Source organism: Vibrio sp. THAF190c, from assembly GCF_009363355.1.
Classification (GTDB): domain Bacteria; phylum Pseudomonadota; class Gammaproteobacteria; order Enterobacterales; family Vibrionaceae; genus Vibrio; species Vibrio fortis_A.
In genome coordinates, this window is sequence record NZ_CP045340.1 from 318,746 (window position 1) to 333,196 (window position 14,451).

At 43.0% G+C, this 14,451-nt stretch carries 9 protein-coding genes and 1 pseudogene; 3 read left to right on the plus strand and 7 right to left on the minus strand.

Annotated elements, in window-relative coordinates:
- Positions 1-139: 139 nt before the first annotated feature.
- The 3 genes and pseudogenes from FIV04_RS27275 to FIV04_RS24255 all read right to left on the minus strand — a co-directional run.
- Positions 140-763: pseudogene (locus FIV04_RS27275) on the minus strand (HD-GYP domain-containing protein); the annotation flags it as partial.
- A gap of 1,575 nt (positions 764-2,338) precedes the next feature.
- Complete coding sequence (locus FIV04_RS24250) at positions 2,339-3,058, minus strand: ABC transporter substrate-binding protein (RefSeq protein ID WP_172974323.1); 720 nt, start codon at positions 3,056-3,058, stop codon at positions 2,339-2,341.
- 450 nt (positions 3,059-3,508) lie between these two features.
- Positions 3,509-4,285: a dienelactone hydrolase family protein gene (locus tag FIV04_RS24255; protein WP_152470960.1), complete on the minus strand. Its 777-nt coding sequence runs from the start codon at positions 4,283-4,285 to the stop codon at positions 3,509-3,511.
- 96 nt (positions 4,286-4,381) lie between these two features.
- Here FIV04_RS24255 and FIV04_RS24260 point away from each other — a divergent pair, with 96 nt between their 5' ends.
- Together FIV04_RS24260 and FIV04_RS24265 are read left to right on the plus strand one after the other, a co-directional pair.
- Positions 4,382-5,281 (plus strand): LysR family transcriptional regulator, encoded by a 900-nt coding sequence (locus FIV04_RS24260; RefSeq protein ID WP_172974324.1) that lies wholly within the window; start codon positions 4,382-4,384, stop codon positions 5,279-5,281.
- Positions 5,282-5,433: 152 nt separating this feature from the next.
- A complete protein-coding gene (locus FIV04_RS24265; RefSeq protein WP_150873313.1) occupies positions 5,434-6,267 on the plus strand; it encodes an NmrA family NAD(P)-binding protein in 834 nt (277 codons plus the stop codon).
- Between the two features lie 114 nt (positions 6,268-6,381).
- Here the strand turns inward: FIV04_RS24265 and FIV04_RS24270 are convergent, their stop codons facing one another.
- On the minus strand, positions 6,382-7,365 hold the full coding sequence (locus FIV04_RS24270; protein ID WP_152470962.1) for an AraC family transcriptional regulator: 984 nt from the start codon (positions 7,363-7,365) through the stop codon (positions 6,382-6,384).
- Between the two features lie 140 nt (positions 7,366-7,505).
- On the opposite strand from FIV04_RS24270, the gene FIV04_RS24275 reads away from it, so the two are divergent.
- Positions 7,506-8,027 (plus strand): flavodoxin domain-containing protein, encoded by a 522-nt coding sequence (locus FIV04_RS24275; protein WP_152470963.1) that lies wholly within the window; start codon positions 7,506-7,508, stop codon positions 8,025-8,027.
- Positions 8,028-8,122: 95 nt separating this feature from the next.
- Here FIV04_RS24275 and FIV04_RS24280 read toward each other — a convergent pair whose 3' ends face one another.
- The 3 genes from FIV04_RS24280 to FIV04_RS24290 all read right to left on the minus strand — a co-directional run bounded on the left by FIV04_RS24280 (position 8,123) and on the right by FIV04_RS24290 (position 14,307).
- Positions 8,123-9,502, minus strand: coding sequence for a nucleobase:cation symporter-2 family protein (locus FIV04_RS24280; protein WP_152470964.1), 1,380 nt, complete (start codon positions 9,500-9,502; stop codon positions 8,123-8,125).
- Positions 9,503-9,808: 306 nt separating this feature from the next.
- A complete protein-coding gene (locus FIV04_RS24285; protein WP_152470965.1) occupies positions 9,809-12,889 on the minus strand; it encodes an efflux RND transporter permease subunit in 3,081 nt (1,026 codons plus the stop codon).
- On the minus strand, positions 12,889-14,307 hold the full coding sequence (locus FIV04_RS24290) for an efflux RND transporter periplasmic adaptor subunit (protein WP_152470966.1): 1,419 nt from the start codon (positions 14,305-14,307) through the stop codon (positions 12,889-12,891). The genes FIV04_RS24285 and FIV04_RS24290 overlap by 1 nt, the downstream gene beginning before the upstream one ends.
- Positions 14,308-14,451: the final 144 nt, after the last annotated feature.

Here is a 14,451-nt window from a genome sequence, read left to right on the forward strand (position 1 = left end):
ACGTTAAATCCCAAATGTTGAACAAGCCCACGCCTCTACGTAAGTAAATTGAGGGGCTTGCACGTTTCGGCCAACAAAAAGCTACCAGCCCCCTAAATACGCGAGTACTACGCAAGTACTCGCTCTTTTTCTCATACAGCTAAGAAGCTTTCTTCTCTAATGTCTCGTCACTGTAGGTTTTCATAATATATTTGAACTCCGTGAATGACTCGGTAAACACTTTCACCAGTTTTGGGTCAAAATGCTGACCAGACTCACTTAAGATCAGATTAACCGCGTCCTCAAAAGCCCACGCCTTTTTGTACGGCCTCGAGCTGGTGAGCGCATCGAACACATCGGCAATCGCTACAATTCTTGCAGACAGAGGAATATTTTCTCCAGAAATGCCTTCAGGGTAGCCGGTGCCATCCCACTTCTCATGGTGATAAAGCGCGATCTCTCTTGCCGTATTAAGCAAGGTTGAATCAGCATGTTGGCCAATGATGTCAGCACCGAACTTAGGGTGTTTTTTCATCACCTCCCACTCTTCGGGGTCAAGCTTGCCCGGTTTTTGAAGAATGTTATCGGGTACACCAATTTTGCCAATGTCATGCATAGGCGCCGCGTCACACAGTAATTCAATCCAATCCGGTGACATTTTTAAATTACGCGCCAACACTTCGGTGTAGCGACTCATGCGGAAGATATGAAGCGCGGTTTCGTTGTCTTTAAACTCGGCGGCATGACCTAAACGGTTGATGATTTCACGACGAGAATCTTTCAACCTTTGATTGGTTAAGCTCCCGGCATACAGTGTAAACAGCAGGCATGGTACGGTGAAAAGAACCATGATAAATACGACGAATAGTACGCTTTTCCTGAACAGGTAATAATCATTGAGAATCTCATCAACATCCATTTTTGCAACTAAAGCGACATTCAGATTATCGCTCCAGTTGAGCATAGCGTAAGTCGGAACACCACGATAATCGATTACTTTATGAATCCCCGCTAAGTTGTTAGCAAGTCCATGAACTTTTAGCTTATGCAGCATCTCTTGAATGAAAATACGTTCATGTTCAATGCGGCTAGGATCGAGAGCGAACCTAGGCTTCGATAGCATCTGACCATCGCCATCAAAAACTAATACTTCACCACTGCTTGAGAAATCATGCATGCTCAAGTCATTGTATGAGATCTCTTGTTCATCGATTTCTATCATCGCGACTGCAATCACTGTATCAGTCACGGAGTCAAAGACTGGGGTAGCAAAAATCAAGCGGTAATCCGTATTACCCGTTGATGAGTCATAGGAAACTTGAATAGGGATTAACTCTGATTCTCCGAGTAAAGGTTTAGCGAGCTTATCTGGTGCAGCTGAAAGAATGTCATTCAAGTTTAACGCTTGGCCTTGAGAGTAAATAACAGAAAGGTCGGGCGCCACAATTAACTTGCTCCCATTTAAACTGAACTCTCTATAGTTAGCCCACACTTCTGCCATTTTGTTTCGGTAGTAGTTTACGGCGACATCATCTTCAACAAGTACCGCATTGGATAGCTCATGTAAGTTACGTTGAAACTCTGGCTTATTAAAAATATGACGGAATGTTTTTTCTCGAATCATATGTAGATTCGCAAGACTTCTGTCGAGAGAGCGTAAATATTGATGAAATGAATCTGTGGATCTTTGCAAGATGTTTGATCTGTTGTGTTCTAAGATCAACCAACTACCTGCAATGCTGATAAGTATAAATGCTGAAATCGCACAAAAAATCAGTCTCGCAAACTTCTGCGTCCCGAACGTGAGATAGGCATTCCCGCCCAAATTTTTCGACAATAATCGAAAAAGGATAGCTGTTAACGCAAAGAACACCGAAAAGGCGATAACTAAAGTGATCAGGTTATTGGAGAGCGCATCGAGCCGGCTAATCTCCTCAGCGGACAAAAAACGAATTTCACTTAATCCAATTGGCACACCATTGTGATAGATCGTCGCTTTCGCCATTTGGTATTGATTAAAGTTGTCAGGAAAATCGCCGTGGATGAAGCTTTCTGAGTCATTCCGATAGATGGAGGCGATCACTTCTTGCGTTGCATAATCAATGATTCTGACAGCCTTTAGACGACGGTTTGTTTTTAACATAACCAAAAGCGTTTGATCGAGTTGTGCTTCGTTCAAGTTATAGAGATGCATTGATGTAAGCTGTGATAACTCAATTGCCATTTGCCCAGCATCTGTCGCTTCTGATAACTGACCTTTCACCACATCCTTAATCTCCTCACTAATTGAAGCGAAGCTAAGCGATGAAAAGATTATCGCGCATAACAGAGCGCAAGATGCGATAAGTCGATTCATGATCTAATCTCCAGCAGTATAAGAGTGGATGATTGCGTGCAGTTTTCCGCTTTGTTTCATTTCTCGAATCGCTTCGTTGATCGGTTCTAGTAGAGGCGTGTACTTTTTACTAAGGCGAATAGATAACGAGTATGTTGCTACAGGTTCGGTATATTTCAGTCGGCCAAAAGAAGAATCGTTGTTAATAACATCAATTGGAAAGATTGCCCAATCACACCGTTGTAGCTTGATTAGATCAATAATCTGCTCTTCTGTGGTAAGGGCATGTTCTTTAGATTTTGTCTCTTGAACACTGTTAAACCCAAGCACTGTGCAAGATTTATGTTGCATTAACTCTTCATGGCTTGGAGGTATTGGAAATTTGCTGGGGTTATACACAAGCACTTCGGGTGACTCAAATAGTGAGTCGGAATAAACGGTAGATTCAGCCTCTCCTTGGTTGGTTCTCCATTGAGGGTCAATACCGGGTTCGACATCTAACAAGCCAATTTTCATGTACGCTCGGATTCGCTTTTGTGGCAAAAATTTATAGTTAAAGGTGATGCCCGCCTGCTTCCCGATTTCATCCAAAATATCAATGTACATACCTGATACCGATGTATGGTGAGTTGGCCTTACAAAATATGGCGGTCTATCTGCATCCACCAAACCGACGTCTAATGTCGTTGCATGCGTCCCATGTGACATCAGTAACCCTGACACTATGGCTAGTTGTATCTTCATTATTGTTATCTCTTTGCAGTAAGCACCCAACATAGGAGCAACCGCTACTGCTTAAAATATTGGAACTAAAATCTGCGCAATAATAAAGGATGACTTCCTTAAAATTCTAGTGTTCATGTCGATTTTTGAGTAATTAACTTGGTTTAATGTTGAAGTGACTCATTACTGAGAACACAATTAGCTGAACAGCAGTTCGTTATCTCTAGCTCAATTTGACTATCAATACTCATGAATATGGCTGTTTTTTGATAGTTTAACTTTGGTTGATTGTATGGATGGTCGGTAGTGATAAGAGGCGCGAATGGGGATGCTACGTAGGAGAAACATCAAATTGTTAAGATTCTAGTTTTATACCCCTTGCTTAATAAGGGGTGATTGACTTTATTTTGTTTGTGAAAAAGCGTACACATTCTTTAGTCAGGAGTGCACGCTGATCGCTTTATTTGAGGGTTATTTCGCTGCTTCGACTAAAATTGCAGAAACCCGTTTTTCAGCATCATTTGAAGATTCTTCATTGTAGGCAAAGCCCGAACTTAGATCTGTTCCAATAAATGGTAGGGTAAACGCGTGAGCGGTTTGTTCGTACTTCACCAATTCATAAGGTGTGCCATCTTTACCGAATTCAGTGGTCACGTTCTCAATTGCGGCTTGAGGAGCCAATGGGTCTTGATCGCCTTGTAGAAGTACCACTTTAGCTCGAATAGGTGTGGCGCTGTCTGGCTTTGTGTTTTCTAAAATGCCCCACAACGTAACGATAGTGTGGACTTCTTTGTCGCTTCGCCCCAGTTCAAGAGCTGCAAGGGCACCCACACTTGTGCCGATAACTACAGTATTTTCGGCTTTACCGCCATTCGCGATAAGTACTGATAGGGCTTCTACCATCGTTGCTCTAAGCTCTGGAATATCTTGCCTAACGCGCATTGCTTCTTCATTGGCTTTGTCAGGAGATGACGGACGAATGCCTTCACCATAGAAATCCGCAACAAGAGAAAGCGCCCCACGTTCTGCATATGTTCTTGCAAGAGAAAGTTGGTTCTCGCTCGGACCTAGAAAGTCGTGGGCGAATAGGATAGATACTCCATCTAAGTCTCCAGAGCCTGTCGGAGTTACAAGGTAGCCTTCATACTTAGCTGATTCAGTTTGATATTTGATCGTTTCTTGTGCCATAGCGGTTCCTCCCAAAATAGTGATAGCAATAGATAAAGCAATAGTCTTGAATTTGTTCATCACGTTTCTTCCCTTCGTTGTTTCTAAGTAGATGGGAGAAGTTTATGGGTAGAAAAGAAATCTTTCTAAACGATTATGGTGATGTATGATATTGGAATGACTGATATCAGAAGACTAGATCCACAAGTTTTGCTTGTGTTTGAATCGCTATTAGAGACGAAATCTACGACGATGAGTGCGGCTCGGCTGGGGTTATCGCAGTCAGCCGTTTCTGGAGCATTGAAAAGACTAAGAGAGATCTTTGATGATCCTCTCTTTGAGCGCCACAGTCGTGGGCTTCGCCCAACTCATCGAGCGAATGAGCTGAGTATTCCTGTGTCACAAATACTCAATTCGATGCGAGCCCTCAGCTCGTCGATGGAGTTTGACCCTGCAACAGCGACTGGGACAATAAACATACTCGCAACGGATTATGCGCTTGCGACAATCATCGCACCAATACGTGAAAAGTTGGCGTCTGTCGCGCCAGGACTGAGTGTCAACATACAAGCGTACTCTGGCAAAGATGCGATTTCTAACGCTTCTTTGTTGTCGACTGACCTATTGATTGGCAGTCCAGCGATGTTGCCAGAGACGTTACAGACTCGGCACTTAAAAAGTGATGAGCTCGTACTCTTTATGTCCTCGAAACATAGGCTTGCAAATCAGAACGTTAGCATTGATGACTTCTGTTCTTATCCGCATGTGGTGGTGAGCCTTCAAGGTAAATCGCCGAAAACGAAGGTAGATGAAATCTTAGCGGGGAAAGGTTATTCGAGAGTGATTGATACTATCACGCCGAGTTTCTTATCTTTGCAGACGTTAATTGGCAAAAGCGAAAGGTTATCTATCGCACCCAAAGGGCTGAGTGATGTCGTCAATGATACGTTGATATACAAGCCGTTACCCCTAGAGCTCCCGCCGATAGACCTCTACGTAGCTTGGCATAAACGATTTTCTGATGATAAACGTCATATGTGGTTGAGAAGAACGATTGCAGCTTGGGTATCCAAATAATTCGCTTTTATTCATCACGCTTTGTCGAATCTAACAGGCATACTCGAACTTTCTATCAATAAATCCGGATTTTATATCATTCAGTCATAACTTTTCCTAAGCCATCATGGTGCTGCATTCAAGCGGTAACCGATATTTATAGGAGAACGATTATGTCAGACGCTACCCCAACAAGACCTATTGTCATTATTGGTAAAAATGCCAAAACCGGTGTTCGAGTTAATAAACGTCTCTGCGAACTTGGTATTGAAACACGCCAAGTTTCTCGCAGCGCGGCGACCTATTTTGACTGGGAGGCGCGAAGCTCTTGGCCGACTGCACTGAAGGGAGCACGCTCAGCTTATGTTACCTATCAACCTGACTTGGCAGTGCCTAACGCTGAGGGAGACATTAGTGCGTTCGTAGAGGTTGCTAAAGCACAAGGTGTAGAGCATATCGTATTGCTGTCTGGGCGTGGCGAAGAGGGCGCAGAAAAAGCAGAACGTATACTTATCGATAGTGGTTTAGATTGGAACATTGTTAGAGCCTCGTGGTTCGCGCAAAACTTTAGCGAGAGCTTTATGGCTCAAGGTATTTTAGAAGGCGAACTTGTGTTACCCGCAGGCGATACCCCAGAGCCATTTATTGACACTGATGATATTGCAGAAGTTGCGGTGGCGGCATTGGTTGATCCAAGTAAGCGCAATCGCCTCTATGAAGTGACAGGCCCGGAGTTGATGACGTTTCAAGATTGTGTTGATGAGATATCAAAACAGCTCGGGAAGGAGATCAAGTTTACCTCTGTGAGCATCGAAGCGTATTTAGATATTCTTAAGAGCCAGAACTTACCAGAAGATTATCAATGGTTACTGAATGAGTTGTTCACCGTAGTTTTCGATGGACGTAATTCAAATCTTACTCATGGTGTTGAAGAAGCGACGGGACGTAAGCCGACTAAGTTCGCAGACTATGTATCTAAAACGATCGCCGCCGGTTACTGGGATTAGCTGTCGGCCATTGGACTTAATTGTCGTTTATTGGATTTAGCTGCGTTGATCGAGAGTAAAAAGTGAAACATGAAGAACAGCCTGAATGCTTATTCGGGCTGTTTTCGTGGATGCCTAGGCGTTTTGGGCTAGGCTATTCTTTTTAGTGGTCGATGGAGATTCCCCATATTTGTTCTTATAGGCTCGGCTGAATGCGGCCTCCGATTGATAGCCGACGTCGAGAGCGATATTCAAAATATGAGCTTTACCATGTAGCAGCTTTTCTCTGGCGAGAGATAGTCGCCAATCGGTGATGTATTTCTTGGGCGTTTCCCCTACAGTCCTCTTGAAGTACTCAATGAAGCTGGTACGAGACATCCCTGAAATATCAGCCAGCGTTTCAATATCGATATTGGCTGCACTGTCGCTATGGATTCTCTTCATTGCGCGAGATAAGCGTTTGTCGGTATGCGCCATTATCCAACCCTGATTATCATCAGATACTTGGTCTATCCACGCTCGAATACACTGTAGAATAAGCACGTCGGCCAATTTAGATACCACTAATTCCGAGCCATACTCTTCATTTTTCGTTTCTCTGTGTATGGCTTGAACGACACTCTTAATTGTGTCGTGAGCCTGCGATTGTGAGTCAATTAATACGAACTCAGGCATAGATGTAATGACCGAAGTCGTGACCTCGTTTTCAAACAAAACCGTGCCACATAGAGTCGTTGTCGTCTCGCCAGTCCCTTTGGTTGTGAGTCGTTCATAGTGCTCCGTGATTTCTTCTATGTCATTCTCAAATAAATCGGTAGCAGCTGACTTATTTATATCGACGATGTCATGCCCAGTCCCGCGTGGAAGCAAAATAAAATCGCCGGCATTCAGCTTAATCTGTGTTCCATCGACAATGACAATTGCTTCGCCTTCGAGGATTAAGTGGAACATAGTGCTCGACGGAATGGATGGCATTTTGATGCCCCACGGTTGCTTCATCGTTGAGTGAGTGTAAAACACGCTACTCATTTTCAGTTCACTCAAGGGAGAGCTAGCACCACTCTTCTTCCGTTTCTTCGTATCAAACTTTGATAATGCTAGCCTGGCTTTGTCTTCCATAAATGTATTTCCTGCAAATCTTCGACGATTTCCTGTCAATCAAATCATCGCTTAATTGGATGTAATAAACAAACTCAACAAGCATTGCTCATGGGGTAGTTTGTTTGGGTTGTGCTTTTCGCAAAATATGGGAGGTTTACATGGATAGAAAAAGAGTATTGATTGTGTACGGTTCGGGTTTTGGTTCGACAGCAGAAATTGCATATGCTATCGCTCAAGAGTTACAAGAATTGGATATAACAACGGAAGTGTTGCCCGTAGAGATTGCGAGAGCCCCCTATGCTAATGAAGCGGTTATTATTGGCGCTCCAATCCGCTATGACAGATGGCTAATCGAAGTCCGAGATTATGTCCGAACGCATCAAAATGAACTGTCATCGACGTCTGTGGCATATTTCTATACCTGTTTGGCGCTCGCAAAACAGCCATCGAATTCATTCAATTCGCCACAGGTTTACGATCACACATTGATTAAGATGAATCCCAACGTTGAGCCCATCATGGTTGCTGGTTTTTCAGGTACATTGCAACCAAAGCTGATGCCTTGGTATTACCGATACCCACTTAAGTTAATTGCAATAGTCAAAGGGGTAGAGGATGGAGATTATCGTAATTGGGATATGATTCGGCGTTGGGCTCGCCAAGTTTCGAAGGTTGTATGATTGAAGCTAGGTGACATCTCGATTGCTGAAATACTTCGGTTAGCTGGGCCTGGTCAACTAACCGAAGTATGTTCATATCACTATTGATGCTTGGACTAAGCTTCACTCGCTTGCGTATTGCTTGGTAAAGGTTTATCGCTTTTCTCAGGGATGATCGCCATTAACCCAGTAATGATTAACGCAGCGATACCCGACATAGTAACCGGAGAGCCGAAGATACTTTGAACTAACTTAGGCGCTTCTTTTAGCAAATCAGGCACGAGCATAACGCCAAGGCCTAAGCCAAAAGAGATGGCGATAGTCATAATACGGCGGCGATCTAACTCCTCATTAGCAATGATCTTGATACCTGCTGCAGCGACAGTGCCGAACATGACCAGAGTCGCGCCACCCAATACTGGTTTTGGAATGGTCATTAATACTGCTCCCAACACTGGAAACATCCCCAATAGGAACAGAATGCCCGCGATAAAGTAACCAATGTATCGACTCGCGATACCGGTAAAGTGAATGACACCGTTATTCTGGCTGAACGTGGTATTTGGGAAGGTGTTGAATACGGCAGCAATGAGTGAGTTAACGCCATCACCTAGTACGCCAGCCTTAAGACGTTTGATGTATTTAGGTCCTTGGATAGGTTGGCCTGAGAACATACTGTTTGCCGTCAAATCACCTGTCGACTCGATAGCCGTAATTAAGTAAATGAACGCAATCGGTAAAAACGCTTGCCAGTCGAAAGCAAAACCGTATTTGAATGGTACAGGAATGCTCAACAACGGTTGCGAAGCGAAGTCAGGCATAGATGCTTTACCCATGGCAATCGCTATTGCCCACCCAATGCTTAAACCTATCAAGATCGACGACAGCCTTACCATGATGTTCTGACTAAGGTTTAAAGCAACGATGATTCCAAGAACGATTGCGCCAAGCATAAGGTTACTTGGAGCACCAAAGTCTTCTGCACCAAATCCTCCTGCTATATCGGTGATTCCAACCTTAATTAAAGAGATACCTATGGTGGTAATAACAATACCAGTCACGACCGGTGTGATGACGACTTTTAGCTTATCGATAAAGCGAGAAAGCAGAATTTCAATGAAGGCACCAAAAAAGCAGACGCCAAAAATAGTCGCTAACATTTCATCTGGACCGCCACCATTGGCTTTAACGAGAAAGCCAGCGCCCAAGACAGAACCTAAGAACGCAAAACTGGTGCCTTGTACACAGATCATCCCTGCTCCGACAGGGCCAACTCGCTTCGCCTGAATAAAGGTACCAACACCAGAAACCATTAAGGCCATACTGATTAGGTAGGGGATATGTTCCCCCAAGCCAAGTACACCACCAATGATAAGAGTGGGTGTGATAATGCCAACAAAGCTAGCCAGAACATGTTGAAGCGCCGCATAACTTGCGGCTTTGACTGATGGGCGATCATCCAGTCCGTAGATCAATTCACTGTTACGTTGTTCCATGTGATTTCCTTAATGTATTTATTATTGTATACAATCCTTAATCTACATAGTGAGCAATATACGTACCAATGATGAAGTGCCCATGTATTGGGGAATCAGATATAAAACCATGATTGTGTTGCACTAAAAGTTGCCAATTTTGTTCGGTGTTGGTGCAATTCAGTTGGCACCTCATGTTTAAGAGAGCAACGGAAAAAGGAAAATACTTTGGGAAAGGTGAATGAAGTGATTTAGCTGTGGCGTTTCTGAAATTATGAATAAGACTCACCACTATACAGCGGTGAGCTTAGTTCGCATGGGCTTTGGTTAACTACGAATGTCATTTAATGCCATATACAGACAAGGTACAACAATCAGAACCAGTACTGACGATATGAGCAAGCCGAACGCAATACTGATGACCAAAGGTATCAGAACTTGTGCTTGTAAACTTGACTCGAACATCAACGGCAGCATACCTGCGACAGTCGTTGTTGTTGTCAACACAATCGCTCTAAGCCTTTCTTGGCTTGCCTGGCGCGCTGCATGATGTATATCCATACCATTGGCGCAGTTGTGTTTGACAAATTCAACTAGCAAAATGGAGTTATTTACAACGATCCCTGCTAAAGATACGAATCCCACGAGACTTGGCATCGAGAGGTTATACCCCATGAGTAAGTGTCCCCAAATTACTCCAATTAAAGAGAGTGGGATCGCTATCATGACAATTAAAGGCTCTGAATAAGTTTTAAACTGCAAACTGAGTAAAACAAAGACACCGATCAAACCGAATAGAAAACCTCGACCTAATGAAGCACCAGTCTCTTTACTGTTGGCGATTTCTCCTTCTATCTGATATTCCAACCCATTGTATTTGTCTTTTAATTTAGTGAGTAATCGTTTCTCTGTATCGGCAATAACCTCTTTGGTATTAGCCAATAAGGGATTAACTGAACCATAGACAGTGACAGCCTGGACTCGGTCAACTCTATTTATCTGAGAAAACTCACGCTTAAGTTCGACACTGGCTAAGCTAATAAGCGGAATAAGTTCGCCAGTCTTAGGATGAATAATCGGGAAATTTTCAAAGTCATTTATTGATTGAGTTGGTTCGCGCTGCAATTCAACGACAATATCGATTTGATCTAACCCACGATAAACTGAATCAACCTCTACACCGTAATAAGCTGACCTCAACTGGTTTGCTATGTCGTGCGCTGTTAAACCGATAACCCTTGCTTCTGGCTTTAATGATAGTGAAAACTCAGGTTTCCCTTGTTTTAAATCACTAAATACCGCATACACCCCAGTGTAATCTTGTAGCCAAGCTTCGAGGTCATTGGCTGCTAAGTCTAACTTATCTAAAGATACCCCTTTCAGTCGAATTTCTATGGGGCGTCCTGCTGGTCCCACCGCAGGTTCGGTTAATACTAAGCCCTCAATTTCAGGCATGACAGGTAGTGTTTCCAACCACACACTAATAAAGTCATCTAAGACGGTTTTTCGTTGCTCAGATGGCAGTAGATCGGCACTGATGGTGACCAAGTGTGGGCCTTCTTCAAAAGCATCTATGTTTTGTCCGAAAGTGACACTGACCTGTCTTATTAGGTCTTCATTTTCACCTTCACGTTCCTCTAGTGCACTTGCAGCTTCATTCATAGCTGTGATGATCTTTTGTGTATGTTCTTCAGTGACAGCCAAAGGTGTGCCGTTTGGCATAGTCAATCGAGCTTGTAACACATCGCCTTCAAGCTTTGGTAATGCACTAAACTTAAGAACGCCACCAGGCAACAAACTGATACTGATTAAAAATAGTGCAATAGTGGCACCGATCACGAGTCGACGGTATTCGATAGCAACCTCAACTATTTGACCTAATTTAAATCTTGCGCTTTCAAAGGCCTCCTCAATTTTTGAGCGAATGGGTCCAAGTTGGCTATTCTGACCTGATGACATCGTATGATAAAGGTGGCTAGGTAATATCAGGAATGCTTCAATCAAGCTAACCGAAATAACAGTCAAAAGAACGGCTGGAATTGCCTTAAGTACTTGCCCAAGGTCACCCTGAAGCGTTAACAATGACCCGAAGATAAAAACTGTGGTTGCAAAGGATGACAGTACGCCACGCGCGACGCGTTTCGTTCCACTAACTGCAGCCTCCAGTGGCGAAAGCCCTTTCTTAAATTCTGCCGCAATGCTCTCGGAAATAACAATTGCGTCATCCATCAAAATGCCTAAAGCAAGAAGAAGTGCTACCAAGCTCATCATGTTGATAGTAATACCAAATATCGACATGATGAAAAAACTTGCCATAAAACTCACGGGTAGACCCATCGCTACCCAGAAGGAATAACGAAGGCTAAAAAACATCATCAGTGTTAAAAAGACTAATAAAAAACCTTGTATAGAGTTATTAACCAGCATCGATAGGCGTTCAATTACGATTGATGTGACATCTTCTGTAGTTTGCAAATTGACTGTGTTTGGTAACTCTTGCTGTTTTTTACCGATAAAGGCTTTCACGGCGTCAAGTACCTTGAGACTATCTTGGCCCGTGTTTTTTTCGATTTTCAACATTGCTGCTGGTAAACCATTAAATGAAGTATTCTGCTCTGGCAAACTGAAATACTCATCGATCTCGGCTATGTCACCTAAGGTAACCTGGGCGCCACCAGCACTGCTTATAACTTTTAGCTGACGTAAATCGTCAACTTTCAGTTGTTGGTCGGCGAAGCTTAAGTCGTATTCTTTTTGGCTCGTTACGAGGGTTCCTAAAGGTAAATCTTGGTTAAAATCGGATACGATTTGCGCAATTGCATTGACGCTGAGTCCGTATTGACGGATTTTATGAGGATCAATTCGAACACGTAACTCACGTTGTGAAAATCCATCAATAGTTACTAAAGGGATAAGAGGGTCTTGAAGCATCTCTTCTTTTAAAGTTTCAGCAAGATCTTTAAGTATTAATGCATCAGACTCTTCAACAGTTATAGCGACAGTAATCACTGACTCTGTGCGACCGATTTCTTCAATAATCGGAATTTCAGCTTGTTCTGGAAAGTTATCAACTCCGTCAACCGCAGTTCGAACATCGTCCTTAAACAGTTCAAAATCACCAGACTCTTGCATCTCCAAAGTCATAATGCCAACTCCACTGCGCGATTGACACTTTGCTTCTTTTAGCGATGTTAAAGTGGTAACAGCATCATCTAATGGCCTGCAGATTGCTTTTTCCACGTCAGATGAACTAGAACCTGGGTAAGTGACACGAATCTGTAATTGGTTTTTATCTATATGGGGAAATGTTTCTTTTACCAAACTGGGCATGTAAAAAACGCCCGCCAATAGAAAAATAACCATTATTAGGTTTGAAGCTGTAGGGTGAGAAATAAAAAATCGTAGCATTACTCTCCCTCCACAATTAGGTTTGAAAATCGTGAAAAATCTCTTGTTAATGATTGCAAGTTAGAATCATGGATCCCGTTGATTTTGGATTGTGGGATCTTAGAATTGATGTCGCTAGTGATGACCTGTGTACCACCAGGCACTTCAGCAGGATCGAAAAGTAACCAATCTTCCATCATTAGCTCTGGCTCTATATTAGCGATGGTTAACTTATCATTAACAATGGTATATAAACCTTGTTCATGAAGGGCATGCCTTGGTAGTAGTACACCTAGTTGATCTCTTGCTGCCAGAGTTACTGAAACATGCATACCTTTCAAGAGGGGAGGTTGAACACCTGGTTTTACATTTTTATATGGATGTTCTATTTCAACGAGGACATTGATTGTCTGGGTTGAAGGTGCGACAGATTCGCCAACGCTTATCACACGACCAAGCCAAAACAAGTTGTCTGATAAGTTGAGGTGCACTTTGGCTTTTAAGCCAAGTGTTTCAATGAACTCCTGCATTACTTTTGCATTAAAGTTTGTATCACTATTGGAGAACGCAGCTGGGTCAGAATGTGAGACAGAATGAGTAATTGATACTAGAAATTCTCGCATTCGTTGGAGTGGAACTTCCACACTGACCTCGGCTTTGTCGATGCTATCGAGAGAAAATAGAGACTTTCCACTATTAACATATTGCCCCTTATCAGCATTAACTTGATTTACCCTCCCTGTAAATGGTAGGTAAAAATACGTTCGTGCGATGTTCCTTTTTTGCAAGTCAATGTTTGCAGTGGCGCTTTCCAATTGTGCTGTGGCCATTGCAATCGAACTCGGTATCACGAGAAGATCTGCTTCAATATTTACTTTCTCTGATCGAAGTGCGATTACGTTTTGTGTTTCGCTATCAACGGAGGATTTTGAGAGCGAGCCCTTATTGGACAGCTGAGTCTTACGCTTTAGTTCTCTCTCAGCAATCAAAAGGCGCTCTTCAATGAGCGTTAAATTTTTATTCAGGCTTTGTTCGCGGATCTTCAACTCTTCGATCTCAGATTTGGCCGCAATCTTGTTAGCTTCCGCTTGTTTCAATGCCAATTGGTAGTCAGTCGCGTCCAACTGAGCTACTAATGTTCCTTTATCTAATAAGGCTCCATTTTTTAGGTCTTGGTGTACAAATATTATCCTACCACTTACTTCTGTGAGTGCTTCAAAATTCAAACTCGGTTGTATAACCCCGAAACCGGTGATTCTCGGCACGACATTATTGTGTTCAGCATAGATAAAGGACACATTTGATATTTTCTCTCCCGAATGAATATGTTTTGGGCCCTTGCTCGACATGACCATGATCGTGACTACTGCTATGCCGACTAGAACTAGACTTAAGGCTGTCCAGTAGCTCTTTAGAAAAGGGGAAAGGTGTTTTTTCATGTATTGTTCTCGTCAAACTTGTATTGCTTAATGCAAGTAACACATCACACAAAGTGCGGGATGAGCACGTCTCTAGCGTGATCATATGAGTTTGACGGCTCATTATCAGTGTAAAAACATGCAGTCTTTTTCAGAAAGTTGGAC